At 39.1% G+C, this 18,520-nt stretch carries 17 protein-coding genes; all 17 read left to right on the top strand.

All coding sequences use genetic code 11. The features are described from left to right. The first annotated feature begins 166 nt into the window (after positions 1-166). Positions 167-1,237, top strand: a complete 1,071-nt coding sequence (gene pepA, locus CLV38_RS01970) for a glutamyl aminopeptidase (RefSeq protein ID WP_106190795.1) — start codon at positions 167-169, stop codon at positions 1,235-1,237. 27 nt (positions 1,238-1,264) lie between these two features. Then, positions 1,265-1,870: a YtpR family tRNA-binding protein gene (gene ytpR / locus CLV38_RS01965; RefSeq protein ID WP_106190793.1), complete on the top strand. Its 606-nt coding sequence runs from the start codon at positions 1,265-1,267 to the stop codon at positions 1,868-1,870. Positions 1,871-1,901: 31 nt separating this feature from the next. After that, positions 1,902-2,462: a hypothetical protein gene (locus CLV38_RS01960; protein ID WP_106190790.1), complete on the top strand. Its 561-nt coding sequence runs from the start codon at positions 1,902-1,904 to the stop codon at positions 2,460-2,462. A 100-nt stretch (positions 2,463-2,562) separates the two neighbouring features. Next, complete coding sequence (gene murC, locus CLV38_RS01955) at positions 2,563-3,891, top strand: UDP-N-acetylmuramate--L-alanine ligase (protein WP_106190788.1); 1,329 nt, start codon at positions 2,563-2,565, stop codon at positions 3,889-3,891. Positions 3,892-4,029: 138 nt separating this feature from the next. Continuing rightward, positions 4,030-6,693, top strand: a complete 2,664-nt coding sequence (gene polA, locus CLV38_RS01950; RefSeq protein WP_106190785.1) for a DNA polymerase I — start codon at positions 4,030-4,032, stop codon at positions 6,691-6,693. A 71-nt stretch (positions 6,694-6,764) separates the two neighbouring features. Beyond that, positions 6,765-7,586: a DNA-formamidopyrimidine glycosylase gene (mutM, locus tag CLV38_RS01945; protein ID WP_106190783.1), complete on the top strand. Its 822-nt coding sequence runs from the start codon at positions 6,765-6,767 to the stop codon at positions 7,584-7,586. A 19-nt stretch (positions 7,587-7,605) separates the two neighbouring features. After that, complete coding sequence (gene coaE / locus CLV38_RS01940) at positions 7,606-8,202, top strand: dephospho-CoA kinase (protein ID WP_106190781.1); 597 nt, start codon at positions 7,606-7,608, stop codon at positions 8,200-8,202. Between the two features lie 60 nt (positions 8,203-8,262). Beyond that, positions 8,263-8,730, top strand: a complete 468-nt coding sequence (nrdR, locus tag CLV38_RS01935) for a transcriptional regulator NrdR (protein WP_106190778.1) — start codon at positions 8,263-8,265, stop codon at positions 8,728-8,730. Positions 8,731-8,751: 21 nt separating this feature from the next. Further along, the gene (locus CLV38_RS01930; RefSeq protein WP_106190776.1) at positions 8,752-10,134 is read left to right on the top strand and encodes a replication initiation and membrane attachment family protein; all 1,383 of its coding nucleotides are present in this window, start codon (positions 8,752-8,754) and stop codon (positions 10,132-10,134) included. Beyond that, the gene (gene dnaI / locus CLV38_RS01925) at positions 10,134-11,069 is read left to right on the top strand and encodes a primosomal protein DnaI (RefSeq protein ID WP_106190773.1); all 936 of its coding nucleotides are present in this window, start codon (positions 10,134-10,136) and stop codon (positions 11,067-11,069) included. Before CLV38_RS01930 ends, dnaI begins: the two co-directional genes overlap by 1 nt. A gap of 330 nt (positions 11,070-11,399) precedes the next feature. Then, positions 11,400-13,331 (top strand): threonine--tRNA ligase, encoded by a 1,932-nt coding sequence (thrS, locus tag CLV38_RS01920; protein ID WP_106190771.1) that lies wholly within the window; start codon positions 11,400-11,402, stop codon positions 13,329-13,331. A gap of 251 nt (positions 13,332-13,582) precedes the next feature. Beyond that, a complete protein-coding gene (gene infC, locus CLV38_RS01915; protein WP_106190827.1) occupies positions 13,583-14,086 on the top strand; it encodes a translation initiation factor IF-3 in 504 nt (167 codons plus the stop codon). A gap of 67 nt (positions 14,087-14,153) precedes the next feature. Next, entirely contained in the window at positions 14,154-14,354 is a 201-nt protein-coding gene (gene rpmI, locus CLV38_RS01910) for a 50S ribosomal protein L35 (protein ID WP_106190768.1), read from the top strand. Between the two features lie 38 nt (positions 14,355-14,392). Then, on the top strand, positions 14,393-14,752 hold the full coding sequence (gene rplT, locus CLV38_RS01905; RefSeq protein WP_106190765.1) for a 50S ribosomal protein L20: 360 nt from the start codon (positions 14,393-14,395) through the stop codon (positions 14,750-14,752). Between the two features lie 253 nt (positions 14,753-15,005). After that, complete coding sequence (gene hemG / locus CLV38_RS01900) at positions 15,006-16,403, top strand: protoporphyrinogen oxidase (RefSeq protein ID WP_106190762.1); 1,398 nt, start codon at positions 15,006-15,008, stop codon at positions 16,401-16,403. Between the two features lie 133 nt (positions 16,404-16,536). Beyond that, positions 16,537-17,280 carry an MBL fold metallo-hydrolase gene (locus CLV38_RS01895; protein WP_106190760.1) on the top strand — a complete coding sequence of 248 codons (744 nt, stop codon included), beginning with the start codon at positions 16,537-16,539 and terminating at the stop codon, positions 17,278-17,280. Positions 17,281-17,293: 13 nt separating this feature from the next. Further along, entirely contained in the window at positions 17,294-18,313 is a 1,020-nt protein-coding gene (gene lplA / locus CLV38_RS01890) for a lipoate--protein ligase (protein ID WP_106190758.1), read from the top strand. Positions 18,314-18,520 lie beyond the last annotated feature (207 nt).

Raw genomic sequence — 18,520 nt, 5'->3', positions numbered from 1 at the left:
TAGGGAAGTCCTCTTTTCTGTGAATTTAGTGTGGTAACTCTATTCTACAGAAGGGACTTCCTTTTTTCTATTTACACAAAATATTTTACACTCTCTTAGAGTGAGGACTGTTTAATAATACAGAAACTATTAATGGGGGATAGAGTTAGATAATCTAACGATAACTATGACTGAAGAAACGATTGAGTTAATTAAAAGAACGACAGAATTACAGGGAATCAGTGGATTTGAACACTCTATTCGTGATTTCATGCGGGAAGAAATGACTGGACTCGTTGATGAAATAGAAATGGATGGTCTTGGAGGACTATTCGGGATCAAGAAGTCGTCAGACGAACACGCGCCCAAACTGATGCTTGCTGCCCATATGGATGAAGTTGGATTTATGGTCTCGTCTATAACATCAAAAGGACTAATGAAAGTTCTGCCAATAGGAGGATGGAATCCGTATGTTGTGTCATCTCAGCGCTTTACCATCCAGACCAAAAAGGGTAATTATCCTTTAGTGTCATCATCCGTTCCGCCTCATTTACTCAAAGGCAAGAAGAGTGAATCATTGTCTATTGATGATATTTTATTCGATGGTGGGTTTGAATCGAAAGAAGAAGCAGAAGAATATGGCGTCCGTCCGGGTGATGCAATCGTTCCGGATGTTGAAACGATACAGATGGCTAATAAAAAGACATTTGTAGGCAAAGCATGGGATAACCGTTATGGAGTGACACTCGTTTTGGAACTGTTGAAAAAGCTGAAAGGTGAATCTTTGCCCAGCACGCTGATTGCAGGAGCCAATGTTCAGGAAGAAGTAGGATTAAGAGGAACAAAAGGTGCTGTCAGAAAGTTTCAGCCGGATGCCTTTTTGGCGGTAGACTGTTCACCAGCTAATGATCTGAATGGAGACAAAGAAGCGTTTGGACGTTTAGGAGACGGGTTTCTTCTGAGAATACAAGATCCCGGGATGTTATTGTCTAAAGAAATGAAAGATTACCTCATAGATACGGCAGAATCTAACAATATACCGTACCAGTATTTTGTGTCAAAAGGTGGAACAGACGCAGTAGCTGCACACCAGTTGAATGAAGGCATTCCAAGCGCGGTTATCGGTGTCCCTGCGCGATATATTCACACACATCAATCTCTATTTCGTATAGATGATTATGAAGCAGCTAAAGAAATGGTCTATCAACTGGTCAAAACATTTGATCAGTCAACATTGGACACACTGAAGAAATTTTAAAAACAGATTACTTGAGGAGATAAGAGTATGCATATTAGTATATATAATAAAAATGGATTGAACGATGTCTTGATGGTGGTGTTTAAAAAAATGGCAGCTGTCGATCAGTCTGTTGAAACTGGTGGAGACATCACTATAATAAAAAATAAGAAAGACGACGATATTGTAGGTTTCAACCTTTTCAACGCGTCACACTATCTCAGTGGATTGACAGATGGACCTGTTACACTGACTAACGAACAGATTACTAAATTGAATACCCTTTTAACAGATTCAGGATTTTCAGTCAGGCTAAAGGAAGATGCGTCACCTCGATTTGTCGTAGGACACGTCACTTCATGTGAGCCAGTGGAAGGCTCAGATCATTTGAATCTTACTCAGACAGAAGTAGACAATGGCCTGACGCTACAGATCGTTTGTGGAGCAGGAAATATTGCTCAAGGTCAAAAAGTAGTGGTCGCTAAGCCGGGAGCAGTGATGCCGGACGGCTTGATCATCTGGCCTGGAGAACTGAAAGGGATCAAGAGTGAAGGTATGATTTGTTCTGCTAGAGAACTGGGAATGCCTCAAGAGTTCAAAGGCATAATGGTATTGTCAGAAGATGAAGAAACAGGCAAAGCTTTTACAGTTTAAAAATAAAGCGACTATAAAAGGAGGGGAACTCATGTCTTCTAAATATAAAGAGTTTTTTGAATCGTCCAAAAAGCATCGCCCGGCAATTGAGGAAAAATCAGAGCAGCTCTCATTTAAAGAAAGCTACCCTCTTCCTAAAGAACTAAAAAGAAAAGAAGATATTAAAACAGAATTCAGAAACTATTTAAATCATGCTGACGAAGACTTCACCAGAAGTTATATCAAACCTCCTTTTGAAGTCAGCAAGGTTCCCTCGCCAGTTTATGGGTATAAGAAAAGAACCAAACCGGAAGTTAAGTCTTTCGATTACAGCGTGCTGAAAGAAAAAATGCGTAAGGAATCTTCTGATTTCATTATTCTTGACGAGTTTGTCACGCCTGAAATGGAAGATAAATGGCAGGGTTCGGACAGTCTGAATGAGGAAACGGATAGTCAGACACGAGATAAAATCAGGCAGGCCAAAAATAAAGTCCGTGAAAACAATAAGAAAGTGAACGGACTTAATCGTACGCTGGTGTCTATCATGGAAGATGAGAGAAGCGGGAGTCATAATCGCATAGAGGTTCCAGGTTTTTTCAACAAGGAGAGGTAAGGCCAGATATTTTAGTACTGGCTTTTTTGATTGATTTCAATTATAGTATATAACGATGTGAGAATAACAGATCTGAATACTATTGGAGGATTTTTAACGAATGAATCAGGACATATTATACCACTTTGTTGGAATTAAAGGATCAGGCATGAGTGCTTTAGCTTTAATCTTGCATGATAAAGGCTTCAAAGTACAAGGGTCAGATGTTAAAAAATACTTCTTTACGCAGCAAAATCTGGATGATAAACAAATCCCTATTTATCTTTTTAGTGAAGAAAATATAAAAGAAGGCATGACAATCATTGCCGGCAATGCTTTTCCTGATACACACGAAGAAATAAGGAGAGCAAAAGAATTAGGATTAACCATTAAACGATACCATGATTTTCTTGGCGAATTAAGTGACGAGTACACTAGTGTAGCCATCACGGGTTCTCATGGGAAAACGAGTACGACTGGCTTGATGTCTCACGTTTTAAGCGGGATCAAACCCACCAGTTACCTTATCGGTGACGGTACTGGAAAAGGCGAAAAAGATGCTGAGTATTTTGTGCTGGAAGCATGTGAATATCGTCGTCATTTCCTGGCTTACAAATCAGATTATGCACTGATCACGAATATCGACTTTGATCACCCTGATTATTACACCAGTATTGAAGACGTGGAAAATGCGTTTCTTGAATTTTCTCATCAAATCAAAAAAGCGATATTTGCTTGCGGAGATGATGTCAGATTACAGGAATTGAACGCTTCAGTTCCTATCGTTTATTATGGGTTCGACGAATATAACGATTTTCAGGCAAAAAACATAGAGCGTTCAACTATTGGATCCGTCTTTGATGTGTATGTCAGAGGTGACTTCCACGGTAAATTTACTATTCCATCATTTGGTAAACACAATATACAGAATGCTCTAGGGGTTATTGCGTTTGCACACTACGAAGGTCTTGATCAGGAGAAAGTTAAAGAACGATTGCAGACATTCAAAGGAGTTAAAAGACGCTTTACCGAAAAGAATGTGATGGACACAGTCATTATTGACGATTATGCACATCATCCTGCAGAAATTAGAGCAACTCTAGATGCAGCACATCAGAAATATCCGGATAGAGAAATCGTAGCTGTTTTTCAACCGCATACCTTCAGCCGTACTGTAGCCTTACTGGATGACTTTGGAGCAGCTCTTGACTTGGCTGATGCAGTATACTTGTGCGATATTTTTACCTCTGCCAGAGAACAAGAAGGCAGTGTCACAATAAAGGACTTACTGGATAAAACTGAAAAAGGGAAAGACATCGTTTCTGAAGAAGATATGTCTCCATTACTGAAACACAAAAATCAGGTCGTCGTCTTTATGGGCGCCGGAGATGTAGAAAAATTTGAGCATGCCTTTGAAGTTATTTTAAATCAGTCTGAACCCAAAAAATAAAAAGTGAGAACGGTCTTAAACAAAAAGAGGGTAGCGTTGAATTACTCAACTCTCCCTATAGTTTAAGAACGTTCTCTTTTTCTATTGGTCAAATTTTGATACTATAGGTTAAGGAAGAATAACTGGGAGATGAATTGAATGGCAGATAAAAAGAAATTATTACTTATTGACGGACACAGTGTAGCGTTTAGAGCGTTTTACGGCTTGCACAGCCAGCTGGAGCGTATGAAAAACAAGAACGGGCTCCACACGAATGCTTTATACGGGTTCCACAATATGCTGGAAGTTATCGTAAACAAAGAGCAGCCGACTCATGCATTAGTTGCATTTGATGCCGGTAAAACAACATTTAGGCACAAGTATTTTGAAGAATACAAAGGCGGCCGTTCTAAGATGCCTTCAGAATTTTCTGAACAGATTCCATTTATGAAAGACCTGCTCAAAGGATTTGGCCTACAAAGTTATGAACTGGAAAACTATGAAGCTGACGATATTATAGGGACTCTATCAAGAGATGCAGAAGCGAAAGGGTTTGAGGTCGTTATATTAACGGGAGACCGTGATTTGACCCAGCTGGCTTCTGATTCTATTCGTGTAGATATAACAAAAAAAGGTGTCAGTGATCTAAAAGAACATACTAAAGATTCGATCATGGAAGAAATGGGTATATCTCCGCTCCAAATCATCGATATGAAGGGACTGGCGGGAGATGCATCAGACAATATTCCAGGTGTGACAAATATCGGAGACAAAACAGCTCTTAAGTTACTGCATGAATACGGATCGATTGAAACACTCTATGAGAACATCGAAGAGATGAAAAAATCAAAACGTAAAGAAAATTTGATTGCAGAAAAAGAAACAGCTTTTTTAAGTAAAAAACTGGCTACGATCGACATTAAAGCACCGATAACGATTGAAGTTGAGAAACTGAAATATGACGGATTGAATATGGAGCAGCTGATATCATTTTATAAAGAGATGGACTTTAATTCACATCTTCAAAAACTGGATACCTCAGAATATATGGAGCAGTTAGCTGAAGATGTTGAAGACATAGAGTATACTTTTCTGGATGACATCAAAGATGAGCATTTTTCCGAAAATATGGCTCTTTATATAGAAATGCTGGAAGAAAATTACCATCATTCTGAAATAGTGTCCATTGCATGGGGGAAAGCAGATCACCTTTATGTAACGGATCCTCAAACAGCATTTAAATCTGACTCATTTAAGAAATGGATCGAAGATGATTCCAATGGCAAACTGATTTATGACGCTAAGAGAACCTATGTGGCATTAAGTCATAAAGAAATGACATTAAAAGGAGTTGCCTTTGATATCATGCTGGCTTCTTATCTCCTCACTGCGGAGGACAGCAGCAGTGGTGATTTCGTAGATGTAGCTAAAAAGCATCAGTATGATCAGATTTCACCTGATGAAGTGGTTTATGGAAAAGGCAAAAAAATCAAAATTCCTGAAGACAGTGCTTTAATGCATGATCACCTTGCCCGTAAAGTTCTGGGTATCTGTCACTTGTCTGAGTCTATGGAAAAAGAGCTGAAAGATAATGACCAGGAAGATTTGCTGAAGAAAATGGAAATGCCTTTAGCTATCGTTCTAGCAGAAATGGAAATTCAAGGGATTACTGCAGACGCCAGCCGACTGGAAACAATGAAAGAAGAATTTAGAAAGACTCTCGATTCAATCGAGGAAAGAATATACAAAGAAGCTGGGGAAACATTCAACATCAATTCGCCTAAACAACTGGGTGTGATACTGTTTGAAAAAATGGGTTACCCTGTCATCAAAAAAACAAAAACCGGCTATTCGACTGCCCAGGACGTTCTGGAAAAACTACAGGATCAGGCACCGATCGTTGAGCATATTCTTCAGTATCGTCAGATTGCAAAAATTCAATCGACTTATATTGAAGGTCTCCTGAAAGTGATCGATCCGCAAACGAGTAAAATCCATACGCGATATTTACAGACTGTAGCGCGTACCGGCCGTTTAAGTTCAGTCGATCCTAATCTTCAGAACATTCCGATTAGACTGGAAGAAGGGCGTAAAATCAGACAGGCCTTTGTAGCGAGAGAAAAAGGCTGGAAAATATTCGCTTCAGATTATTCTCAGATAGAACTGCGTATATTGGCTCACATCTCCAAAGATGAGACTCTGATCAAAGCTTTCCTGGATAATGAAGATATTCATACTACTACAGCTATGAGAGTATTTGGTATTGAAAAAGCTGAAGATGTGACATCTAGTATGAGAAGTGAAGCGAAAGCTGTAAATTTTGGGATCGTTTATGGTATCAGTGACTACGGATTATCTCAAAATCTGAACATCACGAGAAAAGAAGCGAAAGAGTATATCGATACTTACTTTGATCGATTCCCTGGTGTAAAAGAATTTATAGACTCAGTGATCAGAGATGCGAAAGAGGACGGATTTGTTGAAACGCTTTTCCATCGCCGCCGTTACTTACCGGATATCAACTCACGTAATTTCAATTTAAGATCGTTTGCCGAACGGACAGCAATGAACACGCCTATACAAGGAAGTGCTGCCGATATTCTTAAAATGGCCATGATCGAAATGGACAAGAGAATTAAAGAAGAAGGCCTTAAATCTACAATGCTGCTTCAGGTTCACGATGAACTGATATTTGAAGTGCCTGAGGATGAAGTGGAAAAAATTGAAGTATTAGTCAAAGAAGTAATGGAGCATACAGTTGATCTGGCTGTGCCGCTTAAGGTGGACAGCAGCTTTGGCAATAACTGGTATGAAGCTAAATAGAAGGACAGAGAGCGGGAGTTTTCCCGCTTCTTTTGTTTATAAAAAAGAACACAGAAAGTTGAGATGACTCTATGCCGGAATTACCAGAAGTAGAGAATGTAAAAAAAGGATTGAAAGAATTAGTGATCAACAAACAAATAAAGTATGTCACTGTGCTGTGGGGAAATATTGTAAAAGACCCGATAGTCGAGACGTTTATATCTGAAATAAAAGGACAACGCATTATAACGATCGAACGCAGAGGGAAGTTTCTGCTGTTTGTACTCGATGACTATGTGCTGATCAGTCATTTGAGAATGGAAGGAAAGTTCAGAGTTGAACAGTCGTCTGTTCCATTGACCAAACATACCCATATCATATTTACACTGGATACCGGCGAAGAATTAAGGTATCTGGATGTCAGAAAATTTGGGCGTATGAGTCTGGTTGATAAAAACAGGGTCTCTTTACACCCATCTCTGGCTAGTCTGGGGCCGGAGCCTGTTTGTGAAGAGCTGACAGTTGAAAAAATAAGGCTGTTTTTAAGTAATAAAAAGCGGTCGATCAAATCCTGTCTGCTCGATCAGAAAATGGTTGCGGGCATTGGTAATATTTATGCAGATGAAATTCTATTTGCCTCAGGTATACATCCGGCAAGAATAGGAGAGTCACTCACTTCTACTGAGATCAGTAAACTGCACCATGACATTATAGATATCATGGAAAAGGCAGTGGCCTCAGGCGGGACAACTATCCGTACCTATTCCAATGCATATGGCAGGGAAGGGAGTTTCCAGCAGAATCTGAAGGTCTACGGAAAAGCAGGTACAGCATGTGTCAATTGCCAGACGCCTATAAATAAAATCAAAATTGCCCAGAGGGGGACTCACTTCTGTCCCAACTGCCAAATTTAAATAGAGTAGGAATGATAAAATGACATTTGTTCTAGGTCTTACAGGAGGTATTGCTACAGGAAAGTCGTCAGCCAGCTCTTTTTTTAAGAAGAAAGGCATACCTGTTGTTGATGCTGATATAGGGGCAAGAGAAATTATGGAACCTGGCCAGAAAACTTATGCAAAAGTAATCGGCCTTTTCGGAGACACTATTTTAAATGAGAACAGAACAATCGACCGGAAGAAATTGGGGTCGATTGTATTTAATGATAAGGATAAGATGGATCAGCTGAATGCGGTAGTGAGGAAAGATATATACGATTGGATCCAGAAAGAAAAAGAGGGCTTTATCAATTCGGGTTATCCGCTTATTGTATTGGATATCCCTTTACTGTATGAGGCGGGTTATGACTCTGAAGTGGATGCAGTCATGGTCATCGTGACAAACGAAGCAACTCAGTTAAAGCGCCTAATGGAGCGGGATAATATATCGGAGTCAGAAGCCATAAGCAGAATCAAATCTCAGCACCCCATTTCTAGCAAACAAATCAAAGCAGATATTGTTATAGACAATAATGGCACAATTGAACAGACTTATGAGCAGTTGAACACCTGGTTAACACAGAATGGGTATTAGCTCAAACCTGTTTATATGGTATAATAACGGTAATAATTCAAAGTAAAGGACTGAGCGAATATGCATTGTCCAAAATGCCAGCATAATGGAAGCAGGGTTGTCGATAGTCGCCCCGCAGACGATGGCAAGGCAATAAGACGTCGAAGAGAATGCGAAGAGTGCCTGTTTCGCTTTACTACATTTGAACGGATAGAACAAAGCCCTATACTTGTTGTGAAAAAGAATGGGAACAGGGAAGAGTTCAGTCGTGAAAAACTCTTAAGAGGAATCCGAAGAGCGTGTGAGAAGAGACCGGTCACTGCTGCTGAACAGGAAAAGATAGTCAACAAAGTCGAGTATAAGATCAGAGATCACGGCGCCAGTGAAGTGCCTTCTACAAAAATTGGAGAGTACGTCATGGAAGAATTGGCCAACCTCGATGATGTGGCCTATATTAGATTTGCCAGTGTCTACAGACAATTTAAAGATATAGGTGTCTTTATGCAGGAAATGCAGGAACTGGAGAAGAAAAGAAAAGAGCATGAGTAAGCCATGAAAGGACAGTAAAGAATGGAATACCCCTGGAAAAATATCAGTCCAAAAGATACGGTAAATCTGATGAAATTTACGTTTATCTCAGACCTTCATATGAGGTCTCTGATCTCTCTGTATCAACCGCTAGTAGGAAAAGAAGCGGTCAGTCTTTATCTGATCCTGAAAGAATACCTGGATCAGACTGTAGACCAAGAAACGATGCTTTCAGATATCCTGGCTCAGCTTAATTGTGGTGTAAAGGATTATTACCAGGCCAGAATCAAACTGGAAGCCTATGGTCTGATCAGAGTGTTCAAGCATCAGTCTGATGACTCGAATTACGCTCTGGGTCTTGAAGCGCCAATGACTCCACATTCCTTTTTTGCTGATTCGATGATGAAAATGATGCTGATTGAAAAATTGGGTGAACGACTGGTTAATGAACTTGAAGAACGGTTCCAGGTCCATTCACAGCAGTTAGCAGAATACAGAGAAGTCACTAAATCATTCCTGGATGTTATTCACCTAGACATGGAAAAAATGAGTGGGACAGTCGATAAAGAGAAGTCCAACCAGACAATGCCAGAATCGATTACTGATCAGGCAATGAACAGTGACCAATTTGACTGGTCATTTTTCGTTGAAGGACTGAATAAACATTATATCAACAGTTCATCTCTGGATTTAAAAATGAAGAAGCTGATCTACACTTTCCATGTTATCTATAACATCAACGAACTCGAAATGCAGAAGTTTGTTCTGGAAGCGGCAGATATAGCCAGTGGAGAAGTAGATGAAAACAAGCTGACTTCAATTATCCAGAAACGCTACTTGAAACAGTCTAAGCCTAAAGAATCTGAGAATGGCCTAGATAATCAGGCATACAAAGTCAGTCAATTAAAACAAAAAGGATTTTCGACTGAAGAAATAGAGATCATCATACATGCACAGAATATGAATCCTTACGCCTATCTGAAATCGATCAAACAGCAAAAAGGTGGATTTGTCAGTTCTAATGAAACATGGCTACTGAAAGAACTAGTCGAAAATGCGCCTCTTTCGACTGCAGTCATCAACATTCTCATTAACTACTTGCTGATCATAAAAGATGCCCCAACTCTTGAAAAAGGTCTGGCAACTAAAATAGCAAATGACTGGGCGCAAAGCCAGGTCAAATCTCCAGAAGAGGCGATGGAGAAAGTCAAACAGCTGTATGCATCATTTAATGAAAAGCAGCAACCTCAGTCAAGGCAAACTTATTCGAAGTCTAAAAACAAGTCGACCCACGCTAGAAAAGAAACATTGCCAGAATGGGCTACACAGACTGCCGAAAAAGATGAGCGTTTAAGCACTGAAGAGGAAGCCGCTTTTAAAGAAAAATTGAAGAGAATACGAAATAAAAAGAGTGGTGAATCGTAGTGGATAGTATTAAAGATCAACTGGCAAAGTTAATGGATTCTTCCAAGGCAAATGATATGTTTACTAAAATCATGAATAATGACGTTCTTAATGACCCGGATGTCAGGCGATTTATAGCTGATAATAAAGAATCTCTTGACAAAGAAGGGATCGAAAGAAGTGCCTCTAAATTGTACGAGTATGTTTCGGAAAAGAAAAAAGCAGAATCAAGAGATAACAGTCTGGCACCAGGCTATCAACCCAAACTGATATTGAACAATCATAGAATAGACGTCAATTATGTACCTACAAAAGAATTGTTCAATAAGCAAAAAGAAGACAAAATAAAAAATAGAATAAAATCGCTGTATATGCCTAAAGATTTAAAAGCCGCAAGACTGGAAAACTTTGAACTGACACGCAAAAGACAAGAGGCTCTTGAAAAAGTGACCGTATTTATGGACAATTATATTGAGAACCCGAAAAATTTTCACAAGGCATTATACTTGCAGGGACCATTCGGAGTGGGGAAAACGTTTCTGTTGGGTGCTTTAGCTCATGAGCTCTCAGAAAGCGGTCATTCATCTACGTTAGTTCATTTCCCTACTTTCGCAGTGGAAATGAAGAATTCCATTGGAAATAATACAACAGAAGAAAAGATGAATCAGTTGAAAAAAGCACAGATTTTAATGATTGATGACATTGGAGCTGATTCAATGTCTTCATGGATCAGAGATGATGTGCTGGGCGTTATTTTGCAGTTCAGAATGCAGGAAGAGCTTCCTACTTTTTTCACCTCCAATTTTGGGATGGACCAACTTGAGAAAGAACACTTGAGTGTTACGCAAAGAGGCGAGACAGAACCACTCAAAGCCAAACGCATAATGGAACGTATTCGTTTCTTATCTGAAGAAGTCGAGATGTCAGGTGAGAACAGAAGGCAAAATAGAAGTTGATTTGACGCATCAAACATGATAGAGTACTACCTATATTAAACAACATATCCACTATGAGAAAGACACCAGTGATAAAGTTGAACTAAAAGAGATGAAGACATTAGCTGAAAATCTTCAACCCCATTATCATTGACCCCTTTCGAGTGCTGTTTTGAATAAAGTATGGACAGCCGTATGCTCTGCGTTAAAGAGGAAGAGATTAGACTGGGTGTTTGACCATCCTGTCTAGAAACTTGGGTGGAACCACGTATATTTGACGTCCCATTGGATAAGCAAGCTTATTCAATGGGACTTTTTTTATGTTTATTACTTATTATTGGAGGAGATTTAATGTCAGAATTAATTAATGTTACATTGCCGGACGGTTCATTAAGAGAAGTGAATAAGGGGACTACTGCTAAAGAAATAGCGGGAAATATCGCTAAATCACTTGAGAAAAAAGGACTTGCTGCAAAATGGAACGGTGAACTAGTCGATTTCAGTCAGGAATTGACTGAAGATGGCGTGCTGGAAATTGTTACTCCTGATCACGAAGATGCGTTATCTGTATTGCGTCATTCTACAGCTCATTTAATGGCTCAGGCAATCAAACGTCTTTATCCGGATGTTAAATTCGGTGTTGGACCGGCAATCGAAAATGGATTTTATTATGATACTGATACTGAGCACCCTATCACAGATGAAGATTTAGGAAAAATCGAAGATGAAATGATGGCTATCGTAAAAGAGAATTTGCCAATCGTGAGAAAAAAAATCACTCGCGAAGATGCGTTAGAGCTATTTAAAGATGATCCATATAAGGTAGAGCTCATTACAGACCTGCCTGAAGAAGATGCATTGACTGTTTACGAGCAGGGAGAATTTGTAGATCTGTGTAAAGGGATCCATGTTCCTTCTACAGGCCGTATCCAAGTGTTCAAATTGTTGTCATTAGCTGGTGCGTACTGGAGAGGTAATTCCAGTAACAAAATGATGCAGCGTGTATACGGAACTGCTTTCTTCGATAAAAAAGCGTTGAAAGAATACATCAAAATGCGTGAGGAAGCTAAACAGCGTGACCACCGTAAGTTAGGGAAAGAACTGGACTTATTCATGCTGTCTCCAGAAGTTGGATCAGGGCTGCCATTCTGGCTTCCTAAAGGTGCTACAATCAGACGTACTATTGAACGATATATAACTGATAAAGAAATCAGTTTAGGGTATCAGCATGTTTATACACCGATCATGGCTAATGTGGACTTCTACAAAAAATCCGGTCACTGGGATCATTACCATGAAGACATGTTCCCGCCTATGGATATGGGAGAAGGCGAAATGCTGGTCCTTCGCCCAATGAACTGCCCACATCACATGATGGTCTTTAAAAATGATGTGAGAAGCTACCGCGACCTGCCGATTCGTATTGCCGAATTAGGCCAGATGCACCGTTATGAAAAAAGTGGAGCATTGTCTGGTTTACAGCGTGTGAGAGAAATGACACTTAACGATGCTCATGTATTTGTCAGACCTGATCAGATCAAAGAAGAATTCAAGCGAGTCGTTAAGCTTATGCTGGCTGTATACGATGACTTTGATATTAAGGACTACAGATTCAGATTAAGCTACCGCGATCCTGAAAATACAGAAAAGTATTTTGATGATGATGCTATGTGGGAAAAGGCAGAGTCTATGCTTAAAGAGACTCTGGATGATATGGGACTGGACTACTTCGAAGCAATAGGAGAAGCAGCATTTTATGGACCGAAACTTGATGTACAGGTAAAAACGGCAATGGGTATCGAAGAAACTTTATCGACTGTTCAGCTTGATTTTCTGCTACCTGAACGATTTGACTTGACGTATGTAGGAGAAGACGGTCAGGATTCGCATAGACCAGTGGTCATCCATCGTGGAGTCGTTTCTACAATGGAACGGTTCGTGGCTTACCTGATTGAACGGTACAAAGGTGCTTTCCCAACATGGCTTGCGCCAGTTCAGGCAAAAATAATTCCTGTGAATTTGGATATTCACGGAGACTATGCGCAGGAATTACAGGAAAAAATGGCTTCTAAAGGATTGCGTGTAGAAGTGGACATGCGTAATGAAAAAATGGGTTACAAAATTCGTGAAGCACAAACTCTTAAGGTCCCATATCAGCTGGTTATCGGTGACAACGAAATGGAAGACAGCAGTGTAACAGTCCGTAAATATGGAGAAAAAAATACAGAAACGATTCCAGTAGAAGACTTTCTTGAATCAATGGTAAAAGAGAATTCTAAGTAATTGCCACTATTCATTTGACTCTTCATTAAGACCGTGGTATGATATATAAGTTGAGAAAACAAAGCAGAAGCCCCCGCTTCTCGCCTTAGAGGATAAAATAATCCCCGGGCAGATATGGACGTATATAATAAAAGCATATGACTTTATATGCTTGATGCGGAGAAAAGGCGGGACTTCTAGTAATTAGGAGATCCGTCTTTTTCTGTGCTTTTCTCGCAAATACTTTGGAGGTGACCACCATAGCTAAAGACATGATTGTCAACGATCGTATTCGTGCAAACGAGCTGCGCCTGATCGGTAAGGACGGTGAACAGATAGGGGTAGTCCCGCGTAAAGAAGCCATTCGCTTAGCAGAAGAGGCCAATCTGGACGTTGTACTTGTATCCCCTAACGCGAAACCACCTGTGGCACGTATAATGGACTACGGTAAATATCGCTATGAACAACAGAAAAAAGAACGTGAAGCAAGAAAGAATCAGAAGATTGTCAACGTTAAAGAGATTCGCTTGAGTCCGACTATCGATGACCATGATTTTGATACAAAATTGCGTAACGCACGTAAATTTCTGGAAAAAGGCGATAAAGTCAAAGTTTCTATACGTTTCAGAGGACGAGCTATTACTCATAAGGAAATTGGACGTGTAGTGTTAGAACGTATGGCGGAAGAAACATCTGATATTTCACTAGTTGAATCTAAGGCTAAAATGGATGGCCGCAGCATGTTCTTGATGCTCGCACCGAAAAGTGAGAAATAACAGGAAGCAAATAAGCCTATCGTTTGTTTCTTGATAAATATAGAGAGAGTATTGGAGGAAATCAATAATGCCTAAGCAAAAAACGCATAAAGGATCAGCAAAACGATTCAAAAAAACAGGTTCCGGTAAATTGAAAAGAAGTCACGCAAAACGTAGCCACATGTTTGCAAACAAAACTCAGAAACAAAAACGTAAATTGCGTAAATCAACACTGGTTTCTAAGAGTGACTTTAAACGCATCAAACAACAACTTGCAAAAATGAAATAAGTATTAGAGATTAGGATTGTATTGAAGGAGGAAAAACAATGGCACGAGTAAAAGGTGGAGTCGTAACTCGCAGACGCCGTAATCGCGTTTTAAAATTAGCTAAAGGATATTATGGTGCGAAGCATCGCTTGTTCAAAGTTGCAAAACAGCAAGTAATGAAATCATACATGTACGCATATAGAGACCGTAAGCAAAACAAACGTAACTTCCGTAAATTATGGATTGCACGTATTAATGCTGCTTCTCGTATGAATGGATTAAGCTACTCTAAATTCATGCACGGATTGAAATTAGCTGAAATTGACATGAACCGTAAAATGCTGGCTGACTTAGCTGTTCACGATGCAGATGCATTTGCTGCATTAGCAAACAAAGCTAAAGACGCATTAAATAATTAATAAGATGATCTTATAACAATCAGTTTATAACTGGTAGTTATAAGGTCTTTTATTTTTAACACAAATGACAAAATATAGACCACATTTTTAACTTCTTCATGGTATAATGTATAAGATATTCCTAAGTTGTATTGGTGATCAAGCTGAGTATTTTAGAAAGAAGTGCTCACATTAACAGAATTATCAGTTATATTAGTTATATATATATAGTATTTACCGAATCACATCAAAGTGTAGACGAGAGGTGTCATGGATGGAGAAGGCTAAAAAAAGAATTGCGATTATAGGTAGCGGTATTACCGGCCTAACTGCGGCATACCGGTTGCAGCAGCAAGTAGAAAAAAACGAACTTCCGTATGAAGTTATAGTCCTGGAGTCTTCTATCCGTTCTGGTGGCAAACTGTACACTATGAAATTTGGTGAACAGTACATTGATTTAGGCGCTGAATCCATTGATACACGCCAGCCTGAAGCAATGGAACTGATTGAGGAGCTTAATCTGCTGGATCAGCTGGAATATAGTAGAAATGGTAAACCAGATATTTTTGCGTTTAATAAATTATATCAACTTGACTGTGATACATATAAAGGTATTCCTGTTAAAAGAACAGATATCTGGAAATTCGATTTGGTTTCTTTTCAAGGGAAACTGTCTTTTCTTAAGGACACTTATTTTTCGCGATCTGATGAGGGGTCGGATGTGACGACTAAGAAATACTTTGCTCAGCGTATTGGGGAAGAAATGTCAGAATACGTTGCAGAACCCTTTTTCTCTAAGATATATTCAAGTGATATTGATGAAATTGGGATAAAAGGTCTGAATGAGCCTATCGTTGCACTTGAAAAAGAACATGGGACGTTAACCAGAGCACTTGAAGCTCACCCGGAATTAAAAGATGGAAACGGTAATTATATTACCTTTACTCAAGGGTTAGAAACTTTGACTAAGACACTCACTGAAAAGGTAGAAAGCAGCATACGCTACTCAAAAAAAGTGACTGATATTAAAAAGAGTATAAACAACACCTATATAATCGATATTAATAAAAAAGAACAGCTTAGAGTTCATAGTCTGATCGTGGCAACTGATTCTGGGGCCTATAATCAGATTCTGTCGGATAACCAGTTAAGTGACTATTTTAAAGACATTAAAATGGGATCGATTGGGTTTGTCTTGTTTAGCTTCCCTAAGGGGTCAATTAAGAAGAAACCAAAAGGGAATGGCGTGCTGTCCGTTAGAAGAAATAACTCGTATATTCAAAGTGTAGTATGGCTGAATAAAAAATGGGCGCATTATGCGGATAAAGATGAAGAGCTACTGGGGATATATTTTGGCAGAAGTACTGATAGTATAATGATGTCTCTCAGCAATAAGCAGATTGAAGAAGCGATTCTTAAAGACTTGAATAAAATGCTATCGATCCAAGAGGAACCTAATTACAGAATTATTAAAAGATGGCCTAACGCCATTCCTCATTTTTCTGTCAATCATGAAGAGAAAACTAAAAATTTAAGTGAATTTTTAGATGAAAAGTACCCTGGTATGTACCTTGCAGGCAATGGCATGAATGGGTTTGGGGTCAACAGTTGTATAAAACAGGCGAATAGAGCTTCAGAAGCTGTATTAGATTATCTGGAAAACACAAAATAGTTTTTTTGTCCCGTTGATCAGCGAATAATAGATAAAAAACAACCATGTGAGGAGTGAAAACTGCTGATTTGGTTGTTTTTTTTCTTATATAACGTATTCTATAAGTAATACTAACTAAAGGAGAGACGCTAAGATGAAATTAACTGTTTTAGGTTGTTATGGTGGCTACCCAACGAATAATACTGGTACGAGCTCTTACCTACTTGAATCCGACGATTTTCATCTGTTGATTGATGCAGGCAGTTATAGTTTGTTGACACTGGAAAACCATTTAGACCCGCTAGAGTTAGATGCTGTTCTGCTATCTCATTATCATCATGATCATATAGCTGATTTGGGTGTGCTTCAATTTACTCGTCTACTGAAAAGAGACAAACATGGAAACAAAGCATCACTGCTGCCTATATACAGTCATGACGAAGATGAGATCCACTTTAAACAGATGACGTTTGAAAATGTCAGTGAAGGTATAGCGTACAATCATGATGAGAAGACAACAATAGGCCCTTTTGTCATTCAGCATATGAAGACCCTTCATCCAGTGCCTTGTTTTGCCCTGAAAATTACTGAAAGATCCAGCGGGAAAGTTCTCGTGTTTACAGCAGATTCTGGATTTTTAGAAGAATTTAATGCATTCTCTGAAGCTGCAGACTGTTTACTGGCGGACAGCAATTTTTATAAAGGAATGGAAAATCATAGTGTGCATATGTCATCAAAAGAGTGCGGATCCATCGCAAGAAAAGCAAAGGTTAAAAAGTTGATTCTCACCCACTTACCTCAGGAGGGTAATCTGGATGATCTAGTGCAGGAAGCTAAAGAGGAGACAGTAGACACTGAAGTTTTATTAGCAAAAAAAGATACCCATTACTATATTTAAGGAGCAGATAACTATGTATTACGTAAAGAACCAGAGAGACGGTAAGGAAATACACGACCCACGAATCAACTTAGCTATAGAATATTATCTTTTGAACGAGGTAGAACTTGACGAACCGATTCTGTTATTTTATATCAATGATAATTCGATCATCGTGGGGAGAAACCAGAATACTTATGAAGAGGTGAATACCTCCTACGTAGACGAAAATGGGGTAACTGTAGTGCGTCGCTTTTCTGGTGGCGGAGCAGTTTACCATGATATGGGTGTTTTAAATTTCTGTTTTCTTACTAAAGATGATGGTAATTCATTCAGAGATTTTAAAAAATTCACGTCTCCAGTTATAGATGCACTTCATCAGATGGGTGTTGAGGGGGCAGAACTGCGCGGTCGGAACGATTTAGTAATAGATGATAAAAAGTTCTCCGGGAATGCAATGTATGCTAAAAATGGTCGCCTGACAGCTCATGGCACACTCATGTTCGATTCGGAAATAGAGGCCGTTGTAAAAGCACTTAAACCTAAAAAGCATAAGCTGGCATCTAAAGGGATAAAATCAATCAGGAGTCGTGTTACGAATATCAAGCCTTATCTGGATGATTCGTATCAGTTTATGAACGCAAAAGATTTTAGAGATAAACTGTTGCTTTATATTTTCAATACAGATACGACTGACAGCATTAAAGAGTATACCCTTACCGAAAAAGACTGGGTGAGGATAGAAGCGTTTGCTGATCAGTATACAGCCAATTGGGAGTGGAATTACGGAAAATCACCGGCATTTGATATGGAGAGAAGCGAACGACTGTCTGTAGGAACCGTGGAAGTAAAAATGAATGTAAGAAAAGGGAATATAGATGATATAAGAATATATGGAGACTTCTTTGGATTAGGCGAGATTAAAGATGTGGAAGAAGAACTTCGAGGCACTTCATATACCCGCGAAGCACTGACTGCTAAATTTGAGACTATTGACGTAAAGAAATACTTTGGACAGGTCGACATTCAGGAACTTGTAGAGCTCCTTTATTAATGATAAACTTTCACTTTGAACTGGAAACTCGTCGCTGGCTTAAAGCTGGTGGCGAGTTTTTTAGTACATGCAGATTGTATTGATTATAATCTGCATGTTGAGTCGATATAATTGTATATTGATAAAAGGCTTTATATCAACCATTTGTATGTTTTTCGGAATAAAAATGCAAATTTTAGTCAAATATATGTCGAAAAGGGTTTACAA

Source organism: Alkalibacterium olivapovliticus, from assembly GCF_003003275.1.
Classification (GTDB): Bacteria; Bacillota; Bacilli; order Lactobacillales; family Carnobacteriaceae_A; genus Alkalibacterium; species Alkalibacterium olivapovliticum.
This window is presented reverse-complemented; position numbering and strand designations above follow the sequence as displayed.